The following is a 17,404-nucleotide window of genomic DNA, read 5'->3' as shown; positions in this document are numbered from 1 at the left end:
CCGGCGCTCAATTCCCCCAAACGGGGGGTGCATGCTAGTCTCCGCTGAGGTGACGAGGGAGCCACGAATGGCAGCGGTAAGCGAAGACACGGCAAATCCACAGACGGAAGCAGCACGGCGACCACGGGGTCTGATCAGCTCGGTCCTGGCGTCGGTGATCGTTCTCGGTCTGCTCGCAACCGCCCAGACCGCGAGTGCTGCGCCAGCCTCGCCCCGAGTCGCTGCGGCGACGACTCCGACCGTTTCACGGGTCGGCGGTGCCGATCGCACGGCGAGTGCGATCGCCGTCTCGAAGGCGACCTATGCGACCGGAGCCCCTGTGGTGTACCTCGGTTCGTCCGTCACCTTCGCCGACAACTTCGTCGCAGGGCCGGTCGCAGCCGCTGCCGGGGCGCCGTTGCTCCTGTCGACTCAGACATCCATCTCGACGCCCACCGTCACGGAGATCCGCCGGCTCAAAGCCACGAAGATCGTCGTCGTCGGTGACACATCGAAGATCAGCGACGCCGTCGTGCAGGCGCTGCGGGCGAACGTTGCCCCTGACGTGACACGCATCGGTTCTGCAGAGGCATACGCATCGGCGAGGGCCATCGTGGCGAGCGGTTTCAAGACGGCACAGACCGCAATTCTGGTCTCCGGACGGACCTGGCTCGGCGTCCTCCCGGCCATGGGCGCGGCAGGGCAGCTGAAGCAGCCCCTCATTCCGGTCGATGGCAGCAGTGCGGCTCTCGACCAGGCGACCAGGAACCAGCTCGTCGCGCTCGGAGTGACGCGTGTGATCCTCGTCGGGGGCACCTCAACCATCTCTGCGGGCATCGAGACAGCGCTCCGCGGTTTCATCCCGACCGTGAACAGGGCTGACGGCGCCGACCAGTACTCGGCCGCGATCAGCCTGAACACCCTGCTCTACCCGACAGCGGCCCGTGCCTATCTCGCCAGCGGCGCGAACTACGCGGATGCCCTCGGCGTCGCCTCCCTGGTGGCCGCCCAGCCCGGCCCGGTCTACCCATCCCAGGCCGGATGCGTCCCCGACGCCGTCAAGGCCGACATCACCGGCAGGTCGGCGGCCCAGGCCGTGACCCTTGTCGGAGGCACCGGAACCCTGGGCGCAGGCGTCGCCGGACTCGTCGCCTGCTCCACGGCGAACTCCCAGACCAAGGCCGCGTCCGAAAAGGCGCTGGTGAACAAGCTGAACGCGGCCATGCCCGGCCTGCCCGGTGGGTACAACGTCTCGGCATTCGAAGCGGGAGGGCTCAAGCGGGCCGTCAGCGTCCGCGGCGGCAACACCGCCGAACCGGCGAGCAGCATCAAGCTGTTCGCTGCATACGCGGCCATGAAGAGGATCGACCAGGGCCGTCTGTACTATTCGACGAAGCTGGCGTCCGGGTACACCCTCGCCCAGTGCCTGCGCGCAATGATCCACATCTCGGACAACTACTGCCACAGTGACATCATCGGGCTGATCGGGGCCAACACGATGAACGCGATGTTCGCCGCAGAGGGCTACTCGGGAACGCACTACGCGGGGAACTGGAAGGGCAAGTACTACTCGTACAAGACCAGCACAACGAACGATCTCACGACGCTGCTCCTCCGCCTCAACTCGGGCACGCTGCTCAGCGCAGCGAGCTCGGCGTACATGCTCAAGCTGATGAAAGAACAGATCTGGCGCTCACGCATCGGGTCGAGCGTTCCGCCCGGTGTCGGAATCGCGACCAAACCCGGCGAGCTGTGGGTGTCGTCGGGGATGACCCAGATCGACGCCGGTCTCGTGTACGCGCCCGGCGGCACATACTCGGTCGTCATCATCGGCTACAAAGGAGCGACGAAAGCAGGAGTCGCCGCACTCTCCCGGATCGTCTACGAACACTTCAACGGCAAGATCTCGCGTGTGGCGACGTTCCCCGTCGAAAACATGCGCGTGACGAAGACCACCGTGGCCAGGGCGACGGCAGGCGGGCGAGCCGCCTTTACGATTGCGGCAGGGTCCAACGTCGAAGCGCTCGACAGCGTCAGGCTCTGGTACCGCGTCACTTCGAACGGACGGACCGGCTACGTCTCGAGCCTCGACCTCGGGAACCGGTACTGACCGCGAAGGCACATAGGATTGAGTCCATGCGTATTGCGGTAGTTGCCCTCGGAAAAATCGGCCTTCCCCTCGCGGTCCAGTTCGCGGACGCGGGGCACGAGGTCATCGGAGTCGACGTCAACCCGTCGGCCGTCGACCTCGTCAACCAGGGGATCGAGCCGTTCCCAGGGGAAGACCACCTGCAGGAGAAGCTCTCCGAGCTGGTCCCAGCCGGCCGACTCCGCGCCACGACGAACTACGCCGAAGCCATCCCCGGGGCGGATGCCGTCGTGCTCGTCGTGCCCCTGTTCGTCAACGACGAGACCTGGGCCCCCGATTTCGCGTGGATGGATGCCGCGACACGCTCACTCGCCGAACACCTCACCCCCGGAACCCTCGTCTCCTACGAGACCACGCTTCCGGTCGGCACGACGAGGACCAGGTGGAAGCCCATGCTCGAGGAAGGGTCTGGCCTCGTCGAGGGGACCGACTTCCACCTCGTCTTCTCGCCGGAGCGTGTCCTCACCGGCCGCGTCTTCGCCGACCTGAAGAAATACCCGAAGCTCGTCGGTGGCCTCAGCCCCGAAGGCGCTGCCCGCGCCACCGAGTTCTACAACGCGGTCCTCACCTTCGACGAGCGAGCCGACCTTCCGCGGCCGAACGGCGTCTGGGACCTCGGTTCTGCTGAGGCCGCTGAGATGGCCAAGCTCGCCGAGACCACGTACCGCGATGTCAACATCGGACTCGCCAACCAGTTCGCGATCTTCGCCGACCAGGTCGGCATCGACGTCTACTCGGTCATCGACGCGTGCAACTCGCAGCCATACAGCCACATCCACCGCCCGGGCATCGCCGTCGGGGGACACTGCATCCCCGTGTACCCGCGCCTCTACCTCTCCACGGACGAGAACGCCGAGATCGTCCGCACGGCCAGGACGCTGAACGCGTCGATGCCTGAACGCGTCGTCGGCCAGGCAGCGAACGTCCTCGGCGACCTGACGGGCCTGCGTGCCGTCGTCCTCGGTGCCGCCTACCGCGGCGGAGTCAAGGAGACCGCGTTCTCCGGTGTGTTCCCGACCGTCGAGGCGCTGGCGTCCCGCGGCGCGACCGTGCTCGTGCATGACCCGCTGTACACCGACGAAGAGCTCGCCCGGTTCGGGTTCACGCCGTACGCGGTCGGCGAGCCGGTCGACCTGGCCATCGTCCAGGCCGACCACGCTGAATACAAGGCACTCACGGCCGCCGACCTTCCCGGCATCCGCCTTCTCGTCGACGGTCGTAACTCCACCAGCCCCGAGGCATGGGTCGGGACTCCCCGGCTCGTCATCGGCGGCGGCGGAGCACAATAGGGGAAACGGGGTCACGCCGTGAGGAACGTCAGGACATTCTCGATCGCAGGGCTCCTGCTGATCGCCGCACTGGCGGTCACGGCATGCTCGAGCCCGGCGCCTGAGCCCACCAGGACCTCCACGATCCCGCGGGGATCGACGACGACGCCGACACCGACAAGCACGGCGACAACCCCTCCGGCGACCTCGACGCCCGCGGAGTGGACGCCTGTCGCGCTCACCGAGGTGTGCGTCGACTTCCAGGCGACCTGGGCCGAGGAGAACGGTTACGAGCCGGCCGACTTCGACTGGGACTCGCCAGGCACAACGCAGCTGAACGGCGGCCTCTGGTACGTCTTCCTCGCCGGCACGTTCACCCCGACGGGCTCAGACGCGGTACCGGCCGAGTTCTCCTGCGCCATCTCAGGTACGCCGGACGCGCCCGTGATCGAAGAGTCACCCAACGAGTAGCAGAACCGGTCCCTGAGCCGCCCGCGTTCGGCTCCCGGCTGTCCGATTGTTAGGCTGGGGCTTTGACCGCGCGCCCGCGCACTGATCCGCTGAGGAGCCCCCCACGTGAATGCAGACCTCGTCATCGTCGGATCGGGGTTCTTCGGCCTCACCATCGCGGAGCGCGCAGCGGAGCTCGGACGCCGGGTCGTGGTCATCGACCGCAGGAACCACATCGGCGGTAACGCCTACAGCGCCGCGGACCCGGAGACAGGGATCGAGGTGCACCAGTACGGCGCCCACCTCTTCCACACGTCGAACCCGGTGGTGTGGGAGTACGTCAACAGGTTCACGGAGTTCACGAACTACGAGCACAAGGTCTACACCAACCACAAGGGCGTCGTGTACCCGCTGCCGGTGAACCTCGGCACCATCAACCAGTTCTTCTCGGCCGCGTACTCGCCGGGCGAGGCACGCGCCCTGATCGCCGAGCAGGCATCCGAATTCGATTCGAAGACCGCGGCCAACCTCGAGGAGAAGGGCATCTCCCTGATCGGGCGCCCGCTCTACGAGGCGTTCATCCGCGACTACACGGCCAAGCAGTGGCAGACAGACCCGACCGACCTCCCCGCCGAGGTCATCTCGCGGCTGCCCGTGCGGTACAACTACGACAACCGGTACTTCAGCGACACCTGGGAAGGCCTCCCGGTCGACGGCTACACGGCGTGGATCGAGCGGATGGCAGACCACAAGAACATCGAGGTCAGGCTCGACACCGACTTCTTCGACGAGTCCCAGCCGATCAACAAGGCCGCCGTCGTCGGGCAGGTCCCTGTCGTCTACACCGGACCTGTCGACAGGTACTTCGACTACTCGGCAGGGGAGCTGTCCTGGCGCACCCTCGACTTCGAGCAGGAGGTGCTGCCGATCGGGGACTATCAGGGCACCCCCGTGATGAACTACGCCGACGCCGACGTGCCGTACACACGCATCCACGAGTTCAGGCACTTCCACCCCGAGCGGGACAACTACCCGACCGACAAGACGATCATCATGCGGGAGTTCTCCCGCTTCGCCACGAGGGACGACGAGCCGTACTACCCGGTGAACACCGCGGACGACCGCGCCGGCCTTCTCGCCTATCGTGAGCTGCAGGCGGGGGAGAAGGACGTCTGGTTCGGCGGACGCCTCGGCACATACCAGTACCTCGACATGCACATGGCCATCGGTTCGGCGCTGTCGATGTGGAACAACAAGCTCTCAGCAGCCCTCGGCGGCGCGTAACGCAGGAAACCGCGCCGGGCTGAGTTTCGCCCGGCGCGGTTTCGCGTGTGTTCCGACTAGGTCCTACTTCTCGAAGGTCTTCCGCCACTCGTCGACGGACGTGATCGTCGGCAGGGCGTTCTTGTACTGGCGCGACAGCTCGTCCCATTTGTCGCCGATCTCCTTGTGCAGGCGGATGCTCTCGCGCAGCATCCGGCGGAAGGCACGGCGGTCACGGGTGTACCAGACCTTGCCTGACCCGTCAGCGGTCGAGACGAGGGCGCTGTCGAAGGCGGGTGAGCGGAACCAGGTCGCATCGCGTTTCGACAGTTCCACCTGGGGCCGGTCCCTGTCACGTTCGCTCGGGTCGGTGAGCCAGTGCCTGGCGACCATCCTGGCCGTGAACGCGACAAGGGGGACACCACGGGGTCCCTTGGCCTGCTGGGTGCCTGACGGAGCCTCGTAGACCTGTTTGCCCTGGTTCGTGATCGGCGTCTCGTCGTCGGTGCGGAGCACCTGCTTCTCCCGGAATGACCCGGCCTCCTTGCGCAGGACGGCGAGCTGGGTCGGCATCGTGGCGTGGAGGTGGTCGGGCCCGGAGAGGATGTCGACGAGGGCCTGGTGCCGCAGGTTGACGGCGTAGTACTGCATCGACAGGAGGTGTTTGAGATCCCACCGCCTGCTGTCCTTGAGGAGCTTGCCGCCGCGCTTGTGGCGCGAGTGGAGCAGGGCGGCCACGAAGCGGTTGCGGGCGTGGAAGTAGGCCTGCCAGTCAATGGCGTCGTCCTTGTCGATCCACGAGACGTGCCAGAGTGCGGCACCGGGGAAGCTCACGGTCGGGAAGCCGTGCTCACGGGCGCGGAGGCTGTACTCGGCGTCGTCCCACTTGATGAAGGCCGGCAACGAGAGGCCGACCTTGCGGATCACGGCGGTCGGGATGAGGCAGAACCACCAGCCGTTGTAGTCCGAGTCCATCCGGGCGTGGAGCATCCGGGTCTGCCTGAGGTTCGACACGCGGAAGTCGTGCGGGAAGTTGTCCTTGAACTGGGTCTGCCAGACGAAGGGGACCGGGTCGATGACTTCGGCGAACGCGTGCATCACCGGTCGGTCGAGCAGGTCGAACATGTGCCCGCCGACGATCGTCGGACGGCGGCTGTGCCTGGCGAACCGCAGCGCGCGCAGGATGCTCTCCGGCTCCACTTTCACGTCGTCGTCGAGGAGCAGCACGTAGTCGCTCTCCGGGCGGTCGAGGGTCTCTGCCATCGACCGGGCGAATCCGCCTGAACCGCCGAGGTTCGACTGGGTGATGATCTCGAGCTTGTCGCCGAGTCGCGAGGCGAGCTCAGGGTACGCCGCTTCGTCAGCAACCCGCTGGTCGCCCTGGTCGACGATGAAGATGCGGTCGATCTCACGGAGCAGTTCGGCGCTCGACTCGAGGGTCGCCAGCGTCTCGACGCAGTAGTCCGGTTTGTTGAACGTCGTGATGCCGAGGGAGACCTTGCCCGTGGTGACCTCGGGGGCGTCCGTCGCCCACGTGCCGTGCTCGAGGATGACGGGCTCGTTCTCGGCGACGATGTCGAACCAGTACCACCCGCCGTCCCCGAAGGACGTGACGGGCAGGTCGACGACGGTCTCGGACGTACCGCTGACGGCGCGCGATGTCACGCTCTGCTGGATCCCCTGCGAATTGGAGCGGAACACCAGGACGGTGCCCTCCCCGGTCGTCGTCACGGTCAGGCGGACCGAGCGGACGTTCGACCAGTGCTGCCAGTACGAGGCGGGGAAAGCGTTGAAGTAGCTCGCGAACGAGATACGGCGTCCGGCGGGGATGCGCATGCTCGACCGGGAGAGGACGTCCTCGATGTGCGCGTTCTCACTGATCCTGACGGTCTCCCCGCCGATCTGCGTCCACGTCTCCGGGTCCGCATAGAGCGGCAGGACGTCGGGGTCGCCATCGGTGGAGAAGACGACGTTTTGCAGGGTGGACCAGCCAGTCACGATTTTTTCGACTCCGTGTTCGTTGCAGTTGATCGAGATTCCGTTCGACGCGTTGCGCCTCGACGAGCCTAGTCGCAGCACCTGTGAGGGTCAGTCGAGAGTCTCAGGGTGCGAGGCGCCCGGACCCTGCGCCTGGGGCGGTTTCTCGGGCAGCCTGGACCGCCAGCTCATGCCCTGCGACCCCTTCACCGCGCAGATCACGAGGAGGAGCCAGCCGGACTCGCTGAGCAGGAAGCTCTCGGTCATACCGGTGGCGAGGAGCGCGACGAGGACGAGGGCCGGCCAGGCGTACACCGTGCTGCGGCGGTTGGATGCGAGCAGCCAACTGCGGAGAAACGCGAAGCCGCAGAGCAGAACGAAGGCGAAGATTCCGACGAGACCGACCTGCAGGTACACGTCGAGGTACGCGTTGAGCGCAGAGGTGTGCTCGCGGCCGACGGTCCAGATGATGTAGTTGAACGGCGGCTCGTCGGTCTGCCAGCTGCCGGTCCAGCCCCAGCCCTCGAGCGGATGGATCTGGATGTAGTTCCACACGCTCAGCCACAACCGGTAGCGCACCTCGAACTCGCTGCCGGCGTTGAGGAGGTCGATGATGCGGGTGCGGAGCAGGTAGACGACGATGAGCGAGATCGAGCCGACGGCGAGGAGTGCCCCCTGGAGCAGGCGGCGTGCCTCAGGGCGGGCCCGCCTGAGGCCGTAGAGCGCCGCCGAAGCCACAGCGAGGACGAGGACCACGATGAGCGTCACTGGCGAACCGCTGAACAGCAGGCAGAGCACGGCGATCGTGATCGAATACCTGGCGACCGGTTTGGGCACGGATCGCGTGCGCCATTCGATGACGAAGGTGACGAGGGCGATGGAGGTGACCATCCCGAGCAGGTTGCGGGTCTCGAACAGGCCCTGGATCGGCCCGCCGTTCGCGAGCAGCCCCTCGATTCCGAGGAAGCCGATCGGCTGGTCGAAGATGATGCCACTCGCGACCTCGAGCGCGAGCGATGCCGTCAGCAGCACACGCAGGACGGCGCCCGTCGTGCGCACGATCTGGATGAGGTCCCTGGTGAGGGCGACGGTGAGGCCGAGGAACGCGTAGACGGCGAGGTTGAAGGCGCCCTCGAGAGAGTCGGTCGGGTACCCGCTCCACGCCACGGACACGGCACACCACGCGATGAACGCGATGATCGACAGCGGCAGCAGGCCGTGCCAGTCCAGGTACTGCCTCCTGGCGATGAGAACGACGGCGGCGCCGACGACCAGGGTGACGAGCATGGCGACGAGGCCGGGAGTTCCGATGACCCTGCGGATCGCAGGCGCCCCGAACGCCACACCGATGATGCACCAGGCGAGGGCCTGCGCCACGGGCGCTGAACCCATGGTCTTCTCGATCGCGGCTAACCGGTGCGCAGGGAGTCCGCGGCCGGTGCTCATCGCCTGGTTGCCCTGGCGGAGGGAACAGCGACCCTCTGCTGTTTGGTGACCACGGCAAGGAGAACGAGCAGGACCCAGCCGGATTCGATGAGGATGCGGCTCTCGGCGAGGCTCTGGACCAGCAGGACCGTCATCAGGAGGATCGGCAGGAGCGACAGCGGCGAGTAGGGGAGCGAATCATCGAGACCGGCGCGGGGACGGTCGACGGCGGCGAACCAGGACCGCCAGGTCACACTCACGAGAAGAGCGGCGAAGAGGACGAGCCCGACGATGCCGAGCTGGAACCAGACGTCCAGCCAGGCGTTGTGCGCGTGCAGCTGCAGCACCCCGCGGCGGACGACGAGGTCGGTGAACGGTTCTGCCCACGGCACCCAGGGGCTCGAGTATCCCCAGCCGAACCACGGCCGTTCTGCCGCGGCGCCGATCACGGTCTGCCAGATGTCGAGGCGGCCGGTGAGGTCGTCGCTCTTCCCGAACAGGCCGAGCACCTGCTCGCTGAACAGTGCGACGCCCGCTGCTGCCGCGACCACGACGCCGGCGAAGGCCAGGTAGACGGGCGTGCGTCCGGCCGGCGTGCCGGCGTTGCGGATGAGCAGGGCCGCCGCGAGCACGAGCACGACCACGACAGCGGCGATGATCATCGTGCTCGACCGGGTGAGGGCGAACACGGCGGCGGCGATAATGAGCCAGGGGATCGCCGACCGGCGGCGCACGGTCCCTGCCGCCCACTGCAGGCTGAACACGATCAGGCCGAACAGGGCGATGATGCCGAGCAGGTTCGAGTTTCCGAGGATGCCCTGAATCTTGCCGCCGTCGAAGAGCAGGTTGCGCGACCAGAAGGCCAGGAGAGGGGGGTCATCCCCGAAATCCACCCAGAACGGCAGCACCCGATCTCGGACCACGATCGACACCCAGAGCTCGAAGAGCAGGGAGAGCGCCAGGACCCACTTGATGGCGTTGGAGAACATCCTGACGACCTCGGGCCAGTCGAAGGCGAGGGCGAGGAAGACACCGACGATCGTGCACAGCAGCATGCCGGTCAGGGTGAACACGCTAGCGCCGGGGTAGGCGGACCAGGCGATCGAGAGGATGGCGAACCCGATGAACGCGACAAGTGCCTTCGGAACCAGGCGGCGGTCCCCACGTGGCTTGAGGATCACGACCATGGTCAGGCACGCCGCGACCACGACGAAGCACACGGCGACGAAGCCCCACAGGCCGAGCAGGTGTCTGACGGCGTCGCCGGCCAGCGCGACGAAGAGGGCGAGGGTACCGATGCCGGACGCCCACAGTCGCGGAGTCGAGAGCGCTTCGGGAGGCGCGACGGTCGGCGAGGTCATGCAGTCAGGGTATCGCGCTGCCAGAGGAACGGCCGAAGCTTCGCCAGCTGGACGACGAGGACGACGATCTCGGACACGGCGAGTCCTGCGGCGATACCCGGCGTTCCGAACAGGAGCATGAGCGGCACGAGAAGGATCGCGCCGCTGATCGCGCCGGCGATCGTGCTCGTCGCCAGCGCCCTGGTCAGACCGAACGCCGTGAGGCAGGCGAAGCCGGTGATCTGGGAGACGAGCATGGCGCCGAGCGCGACGCCGAGGGGGATCGAGAGCGCGTACGAGATCGCCAGTCCGCTGCCGGAGAAGAGGACGACGATCCACGGGGTGGCCACCGCGAAGGCGAGGCCGCCCAGGATGCCGGTGGCGACGGCGATCCTGATGACCACGCGTGACCGGCGGGCCTGGTCGTCGAGGTCCTTCGACGGCACGTAGCTCTGCGCCACCTGCACCATCGGTCGGGTCGCCATGAGGGCGAACCGCATGAGCCGCTCGGCGAGGGCGTATGCCGCCGTGGCCTGGGTGCCGGCGAACGCGCCGACGATGAGGATCGGGAGGTTGACATAGACGGCACTCGTCGCAGACATGGCGACGGCGGCCGACTGGCCGGACAACCGGCGGAACGCGCTGCGCGGCGAGAAGTCACGTACCCAGCCCGGATAGCGCTTCGCGATGCTCGCCGTGCTCAGCGCGATGGCCGTGACCGAGCCGAGGCCCTGCACCACGATGAACCAGAGCGCGTCGTTGGTCACGAAGAGCAGGCCGGCTCCCGCGAGCGTGCCGATGCTCTTCGGGATCGTGTCGAGCACGAAATATCGCCCGGGGCTGGCCTCACCGACGAAGAACCAGGCACCGGACAGCGCGGCGACGAGCCCGGTGACGACGGTCATCGCTGCGATCAGGCGATAGTTGGTGCTGAACAGGAGCGCGACGACGATCGTCGGCGGAAGCACGACGAGCAGCAGCCAGCACCTGCTGACGAGGGAGTCGAGGTAGAAACGGCCCCGCGACTCGGGCGGCAGGCTCGCCACCTCAGTCGGTCCCGTCACCCCCCAGCCGAAGACGACGAGGACGTACGCGAACCCGGCGACGCCCTGGGCGACCGCGATCTCAGCCCACGCCGCTTCGCCGGCGAGGATGATGATGGCCGGCAGGACGGCGATGCTGATGACGCCGCTGATGATGACGGATGCCCCGTAGCCGCCAGTGAAACTCAGCAGGCGCCGCCGGCTCACCACGGTGTTCTCACAGCATCCACGCCATTCTGGCCGCAGCGGCCGGGCTCGACAATGGGGCGGCATCCGCCTCGGGTCGTCGCAAGTATAGGCGAGCGTGGCTGTACCGACCGCCGTGCGCAGTCGGTCGGCCTGACGTGTCGCCTCAGCCCCGACCTGCGGCCTCGCCCGACCGGTTCGACCGCTGCCGCAGGAGCCGCACGCGCCTGGCGATTCCGCGCCGGAGGCGGAAGGTCACCGCGCGGACGGGAGCGGCAGGCGGGATCCCTCTCCCGACGGCGGCACGGTCGATCTCCCGTGCCCATCTGGCGGTGACCGCGTCGTCGGAGAAGCGGGCGGCCGTGCGCACCGCGTTGCGTCTGAGCGCGGCGACCTGCTCGGCGGGGAGCCCGATGAGGTGGTCGACGGCTGCGGTGAGGTTGGCGACGTCGCCGGCAGGGACGAGGAATCCGTTGTGCCCGTTGCGGATGATGTCGGCTGGGCCGTAGGGGATGTCGTAGGCGATGGGGAGGCATCCGCTCGCCATGCTCTCGACGAGGACGAGGGGGAAGCCCTCACTCCTGGACGAGAGAAGGAGGAACGATGACCGGCCGAGTTCGCTGCTCGCGTCGGCGCGGTAGCCGTGGACGGTGATACCGGGTGCCTGGGCCGCTGCGCGCTCGACGCGGTGTCGTTCGGGCCCGTCTCCGAAGATGTCGAGGGTCGCAGGAGATGAGGCGTTCGCGACGGCGCGGACGGCATGGTCGACGCGTTTGCGTTTCTCCAGCGAGGCGAGGACGATGCCTCGCCCGGCGTCCCTTGGCGCCGGCGTCGGCCCGCCGGGAGCCATGGTCCTGCTGTTGGGGATCACGGTAAGCGGGGCGTCGGGCCCGAGGAGCTCCCTGGCGTCGTTGCGCTGGCGCTGGGTGAGGAAGACGAGCCTGTCGAACCCGTCCGGGGACCCGAACACGTCGGCGCGTGACGCCCGCACTGCCGTCCCCTCCTTGCCCTGCCGGTGTGAGGCATGGACGACGTGGAAGGTCAGGAGGCCACGGCGCCGGTAGCCGAGGAGGAACCGGGCGCTGGTTTTGCTGTCGACGATGAGAGTGGTCGGGCGGTCGTCCCTGAGACGGTCGAGCCACCAGCGGTAGAGCGAGCGGGCCTGCGTCCACCGACGGAGGGGCCGGCCGGCCCTGTCGCACCAGACGATCGAGCGGCCCCCGGTCGTTCCGCGACGGCGGACGTCACGACGGTCGGATGCGGCGAGGCTGCCGTCGAGGCGATAGTGGTCGACCTGAAGCTGGGTGGTGCCGTCATCGGCGTACCGGATCCGGGTCATCTCCCGGCCGTCACGCCATTCGGATCCGTATGCCGGGTCGACGCCGAGCGGCGTGAACACGGCGCGAGCCGCCGCATCGGCGGCATCCGCGTCGACGGACGGGGCGTGATCCCTCAGCCAGTCCCAGAGGTTGTGCAGCCGCATGCCGTCGATGAGTTCACCTGCGGTCCGCAGCCGCTCGGCGACGGCGGGGTAGTCCGGTCGGAGGTCGAACGTGACGACGTCGACCTCGACGCCACCCAGCCTCACGAAGGCGCGGGAGCGGTGCAGGAGCGCCGCTGTCATGCCGCCGAACTGGTCGGCGATTCCCCAGCTCACCGCGAGATGGCATCCGGGGCGGAGTCGCACGCGCGCGCTCACAGGTCCCCCTCTGTGTCGTGCGGATCCGGCGGTCGCCGTCCACTCCCGAATTCTGTCAGGGCGGCATCCTGCACACCAATTGGTTGCCCCTGGCCGGTCACCTGGTGTATTCGGAGATCTCGGCGAGCTCGGCGAGCCGGTGGGCCCGAGCCGATTCGACGGGCGTGAACGGCACGCCCCTGCGGTGGAAGAGCAGGACCCCCGAGGATGGCGACGGCACCTTGAGCATGGTGCCGTCCGCCAGATGCGCCCGAACCTCGGCGGAGGAGAGGCCGACAGCCGCCTGGTCGGCGCCGAGCAGTTCCGCGAGGACGCCGGGAAGGTCTGTCGGATCGCCGACGACCCGGGTGGCGAGGTTCAGCGCCCGGGTCTGGCCGTCGGTGAGCGAGACGGGCGTCGTCGGCGACACGAGAACCTCGCGGCCGCCTGCGCCGAGGAGCACGGTCTCCAGGTCGTGGCCCGTGAGACCGTGGGGGGCCCCGACCACGAGATCGTCGAGCGTCCCTTCCTGGAGCGGCTGAGTCTGGATGCTGAGGATGTTCACGTCGAGACGGGCGAGGGCGCGCGTGATGCGCTGAAGAGCGCCGGGCTCGTCTGGGACGACGAGGCGGGCGCGCCAGAGAGACGGCGAGCTGTGAAGCCTCCGGTGCCTCGTCAGTTCGCCCGCGTGCAGCCAGGCACGGAGCATCCGCCTGACCGACGGTTCCGCGACCCAGATGACGAGGGCTGTCGCGCTCAGGGCCAGGACGGAGACCTTGGCCAGGTACGGCAGACCCGTCTGCAGGACGACGGCATGGACGAGCAGCTCGATCGGCAGAACCGTTGCGATGTTTGCGACGGTGAGCCTCACGCGCGGCGCCTCAGGGAGCTGTCCGCACGCCTCGCAGCGGAGATCAGCCTGTGCGGCCTTTCCGGTTCTCTGGGTCATGTTCCATAGTGACCCGCGCGCCGTTTCGGCCGCGTTTCCGTCCTGTTCCGACTGCGTGAGCGTTTCGGACGCCTGCGGGGACGGATCAGACGAATGCGGCCTTGCCGGTGATGGCGCGGCCGACGATCAGTGCGTTCATCTCGCGGGTGCCCTCGTAGGAGTAGAGCGCCTCGGCGTCGGCGAAGAACCGCGCGGCCTCGTAGTCGAGCACGATGCCGTTCCCGCCCATCGACTCGCGTGCCCACGCCACCGTCTCACGCATCTTCGACGTGCAGAAGCCCTTCGCCAGGGCGGAGTGCTCGTCCTTCTGCGTGCCCTCGTCGAGCATCTGGGAGACCCGGACGCACAACGCCATCGACGCCGTGATGTTTCCGAGGCACCTGGCGAGGAGATCCTGGACGAGCTGGTGTTCGGCGATCTTCTTGCCGAACTGTTCGCGCTCCTTCGCGTAGGCCACCGCTGCCTCGTACGCACCGACGGATACTCCGACGCTCGACCAGGCCACTGCCGCCCTGGTCAGGCGGAGAACCTTCGCGGTGTCCCGGAACGACCGGGAGTTCTGCAGACGCATGCTCTCGGGCACGACGACGTCCTCGAGCGTGATGTCCGCGTTCTGCACAGGGCGCAGGGCGATCTTGCGTTCGATCTTCGTTGCCGTGTAGCCGGGCGTCGAGGTGGGAACGATGAACCCCTTCACCTGGTCGTCGGCCGTGTCCTTCGCCCAGATGATCGTGATGTCGCTGAACGTCGCATTGCCGATCCAGCGCTTCGCCCCGTTGATCGTCCACGAGTCTCCCGTGCGCGTGGCCGTCGTGCGCAGACCCCTGGCGCTGTCACTGCCCGAGAGCGGTTCGGTCAGGCCGAATGCGCCGAGCACCTCACCCGACGCCATCTTCGGGAGCCATTCGTCCCGCTGCTCCTGCGAACCGCAGACGCTGATCGAGCCCATCGCGAGGCCCTCCTGCACGCCGATGAACGTGGCCATCGACGCGTCCACCCTCGCCATCTCCATGGCGGCGAGGCCGCGGAAGACGGCGGTGTTCTCGAACGGGCGGGTCTCGGGGAACGGGTAACGGGCCACGTCGGTCCCCATGAACGAGGAGATGAGGTCGTGGGGGAACTCCGCCCGCTCCCAGTAGTCGTTGATGACCGGGCGGACGGTGCCCTCCATGTAGCTGCGGAGTCGCATCAGGGCGTCCTGTTCCCTCGCCGAGAGGAGTGTTTCGAATCCGTAGAAATCGCTGGCGAGGGGTTCGAACGACATGCTGGCTCCATTGCGTCTGGGATGTTCCGTGCGGAAAACTCCTTGCAGCCTAGGGATGCGCTGTTCGGCCGACAACGTCCTTGGCCGAACGGACAAGCGCGGCCGATTGCTGAACGTCGGCTCTTGTAGGGTGGCGATAACCCAGCACACCATTGACGATCGATGAGGCCTGTCCGTGTTCGTTCCCATTGCCAACACCCCCCGCGACTACGCCTGGGGGTCGACCACCGCGATCGCCGGGCTGCTCGGCTCGACGCCGTCAGGCTCCCCTGAAGCGGAACTGTGGCTGGGCGCACACCCTGGTTCGCCCGCGCGCATCCTCTCGCCAGGGGCAGCCGGAGGGCACGACACGCTCGCCGACTGGGTCGCCGCCGACGCGGCATCCGCCGGTCTCAGCGAACCGCGGCTGCCGTTCCTGCTCAAGCTCCTCGCCGCTGACGCTCCGCTCTCGCTGCAGGCGCACCCGTCGCCGGCACAGGCCAGGGAAGGCTTCGAGCGTGAGAACGCCGCAGGGATCCCGCTCGGAGCCGCCGACCGCAACTACAGGGACGCGTTCCACAAACCGGAGCTCATCTTCGCGCTGAGCCCCACCTTCGACGCCCTCTGCGGGTTCCGTCCCGTCGCCGAGGCCGCCGCAGACGTCGACGCGCTGCTCGCCGCCCCGGGCCTCGCGGACCAGGCACGTGCCGCGCTTGCCGATTTCCGGGAGTCGCTCGACGGTGACGATGCCGACGTCCTCCGCCGGGTGGTCGCCTCCCTGCTCGGCGACGACGTCTCCGTGCTCGTCACCGCCGTCACCGACGCCGCGGCATCCGCTGAGCTCACCCCTGCCGTCGACACGGTGAGGCTGCTCTCCGAGTTCTACCCGGGGGACCCCGGCATCGTCGTGTCCCTGCTGATCAACCGCGTCACCCTCTCCAGGGGAGAGGTCCTCTACCTGCCCGCCGGGAACATCCACGCCTACCTGCGCGGGTTCGGCGTCGAACTGATGGCAGCGAGCGACAACGTGCTCCGCGGAGGACTCACGCCGAAGCACATCGACGTGCAGGAGCTCCTCAGCGTCCTCGACTTCACGCCGCTGCCCCTGCCGTACCTCGAACCCGCCCGCCCGTCTGACGGCGTCGAGGTCTACCGGCCTGACGTCCCCGATTTCGAGCTGGCGCACATCGTCCCTGTCGACGGCCGGCCTGCGGCGATCGACCTCCCCGGGCCGGCGATCGCCATCGCCACTGCAGGGAGCCTCATGGTCAGCGGGGCGTCAGGCACGATCGAGCTGGGCCAGGGTGAGGCCGCATATGTCACCCCGGACGAGGTCCGGCTGAACGTCGCGGGTGCCGGGGAACTCTTCGTCGCGACGACGCGCCTCTGACCGCATGGGTCAGACGGCGGTCATAGCCGGCTCTCCCGTGCAGCTGAAGGTGTTCCTGTAGGCGTTGGGTGTCGTGTGCAGCACCTTCAGGAAGTGGTGACGCATCACGGCGGACGATCCGAATCCGGCTTCAGCGGCCACCTGTTCGAGGCCGAAATCGGTCTGTTCGAGCAGATGCTGCGACCTGATCAGACGCTGGCGGTTGAGCCAGGCAGCCGGGGTGGCTCCCATCTCGGCGCGGAACCGCCTGGCGAACGTGCGCTCGGACATGTGCGCCTTCGTCGCGAGGACGTCGACGGGGAGGTCGTCCGCGAGGTTCTCGAGCATCCAGGCCGTCACTCCGGCGAACGAGTCGCTCTGGCGTTCGTGGACGGGAGCCTCGATGAACTGCGCCTGCCCTCCGTCCCGCTGCGGGGGGACGACCATGCGCCTCGCGATGACGTTCGCTGCCGCTGCACCGAGTTCCTTGCGCACCAGGTGCAGGCACGCGTCGATGCCGGCCGCCGTTCCCGCTCCGGTGATGACGTGGCGGTCCTCGACGAACAGGACGTCCGGGTCGACCGTCGTCGCGGGATAGTCGCGGGTGAGCCTGTCGGTGTACATCCAGTGGGTGGTGCTGCGCCTCCCGTCGAGGATGCCGGCCTCCGCCAGCGCGAATGCTCCGCTGCAGACGCTGAGGATCCATGCCCCCCTGGCCTCTGCCGACCGGAGGACCTCGACCGTGCGGGGATCGAGCTCTCCGAAGTAGTACGCGGGTACGGCGATGAGGTCGGCGTCCTCGGCCTCGTCGAGGCCTTCGGTGACGATGATGTCGAACCCGAGTTTCGTGCGGATCGGCCCCGGTGTCGCCGCAACGATGTGGAAGTCGAACGCGGGCCCTCCCATGTCGGACCTGTCGATGCCGAAGACCTCGCAGATCACGCCGAACTCGAACGGCGCCATCTCGGGGAGTGCGATGACCACGATTTTCTTGAGCATTTCCGGACGCCTCCAGCTTTGGCAGAAAAGGATCGAATAGTGGCAAGTCTGCCACTGTTGGCGGGAACTCGCAATCCATAGATTTA

The 17,404-nt window shown here is 67.6% G+C and carries 13 protein-coding genes; 5 read left to right on the top strand and 8 right to left on the bottom strand.

The genetic code is table 11. The features are described from left to right. Positions 1–67: 67 nt before the first annotated feature. From AC1M2K_RS01955 to glf, 4 genes are all read left to right on the top strand, one after another. Complete coding sequence (locus tag AC1M2K_RS01955) at positions 68–2,089, top strand: serine hydrolase (protein WP_480239626.1); 2,022 nt, start codon at positions 68–70, stop codon at positions 2,087–2,089. A gap of 26 nt (positions 2,090–2,115) precedes the next feature. Beyond that, positions 2,116–3,417 (top strand): nucleotide sugar dehydrogenase, encoded by a 1,302-nt coding sequence (locus tag AC1M2K_RS01950; protein ID WP_480239625.1) that lies wholly within the window; start codon positions 2,116–2,118, stop codon positions 3,415–3,417. An 18-nt stretch (positions 3,418–3,435) separates the two neighbouring features. Next, positions 3,436–3,867, top strand: coding sequence for a hypothetical protein (locus tag AC1M2K_RS01945; protein ID WP_480237732.1), 432 nt, complete (start codon positions 3,436–3,438; stop codon positions 3,865–3,867). A gap of 105 nt (positions 3,868–3,972) precedes the next feature. Further along, positions 3,973–5,130 (top strand): UDP-galactopyranose mutase, encoded by a 1,158-nt coding sequence (glf, locus tag AC1M2K_RS01940; protein ID WP_480239624.1) that lies wholly within the window; start codon positions 3,973–3,975, stop codon positions 5,128–5,130. 63 nt (positions 5,131–5,193) lie between these two features. Here glf and AC1M2K_RS01935 read toward each other — a convergent pair whose 3' ends face one another. The 7 genes from AC1M2K_RS01935 to AC1M2K_RS01905 all read right to left on the bottom strand — a co-directional run bounded on the left by AC1M2K_RS01935 (position 5,194) and on the right by AC1M2K_RS01905 (position 14,971). Then, positions 5,194–7,107, bottom strand: coding sequence for a glycosyltransferase (locus tag AC1M2K_RS01935; RefSeq protein ID WP_480239623.1), 1,914 nt, complete (start codon positions 7,105–7,107; stop codon positions 5,194–5,196). Between the two features lie 90 nt (positions 7,108–7,197). After that, complete coding sequence (locus AC1M2K_RS01930; protein ID WP_480237729.1) at positions 7,198–8,532, bottom strand: O-antigen ligase family protein; 1,335 nt, start codon at positions 8,530–8,532, stop codon at positions 7,198–7,200. Then, entirely contained in the window at positions 8,529–9,872 is a 1,344-nt protein-coding gene (locus tag AC1M2K_RS01925; protein ID WP_480239622.1) for an O-antigen ligase family protein, read from the bottom strand. The genes AC1M2K_RS01930 and AC1M2K_RS01925 overlap by 4 nt, the downstream gene beginning before the upstream one ends. Then, positions 9,869–11,101 (bottom strand): lipopolysaccharide biosynthesis protein, encoded by a 1,233-nt coding sequence (locus tag AC1M2K_RS01920; protein WP_480239621.1) that lies wholly within the window; start codon positions 11,099–11,101, stop codon positions 9,869–9,871. Before AC1M2K_RS01920 ends, AC1M2K_RS01925 begins: the two co-directional genes overlap by 4 nt. A gap of 145 nt (positions 11,102–11,246) precedes the next feature. Next, positions 11,247–12,779, bottom strand: coding sequence for a glycosyltransferase (locus tag AC1M2K_RS01915; protein ID WP_480239620.1), 1,533 nt, complete (start codon positions 12,777–12,779; stop codon positions 11,247–11,249). 97 nt (positions 12,780–12,876) lie between these two features. Then, positions 12,877–13,707, bottom strand: a complete 831-nt coding sequence (locus AC1M2K_RS01910; protein ID WP_480239619.1) for an ACT domain-containing protein — start codon at positions 13,705–13,707, stop codon at positions 12,877–12,879. Positions 13,708–13,792: 85 nt separating this feature from the next. Continuing rightward, a complete protein-coding gene (locus AC1M2K_RS01905; RefSeq protein WP_480239618.1) occupies positions 13,793–14,971 on the bottom strand; it encodes an acyl-CoA dehydrogenase family protein in 1,179 nt (392 codons plus the stop codon). Positions 14,972–15,146: 175 nt separating this feature from the next. Here AC1M2K_RS01905 and manA point away from each other — a divergent pair, with 175 nt between their 5' ends. Next, positions 15,147–16,340: a mannose-6-phosphate isomerase, class I gene (gene manA / locus AC1M2K_RS01900; RefSeq protein ID WP_480239617.1), complete on the top strand. Its 1,194-nt coding sequence runs from the start codon at positions 15,147–15,149 to the stop codon at positions 16,338–16,340. A gap of 9 nt (positions 16,341–16,349) precedes the next feature. On the opposite strand, the gene AC1M2K_RS01895 is transcribed toward manA, so the two are convergent. After that, entirely contained in the window at positions 16,350–17,318 is a 969-nt protein-coding gene (locus tag AC1M2K_RS01895) for a GlxA family transcriptional regulator (RefSeq protein WP_480237722.1), read from the bottom strand. Between the last annotated feature and the right edge of the window lie 86 nt (positions 17,319–17,404).

The organism is Mycetocola sp. Y171, from assembly GCF_056713165.1.
The sequence above is the reverse complement of the archived record's forward strand: the minus strand, read 5'-3'. Positions and strand labels throughout refer to the sequence as shown.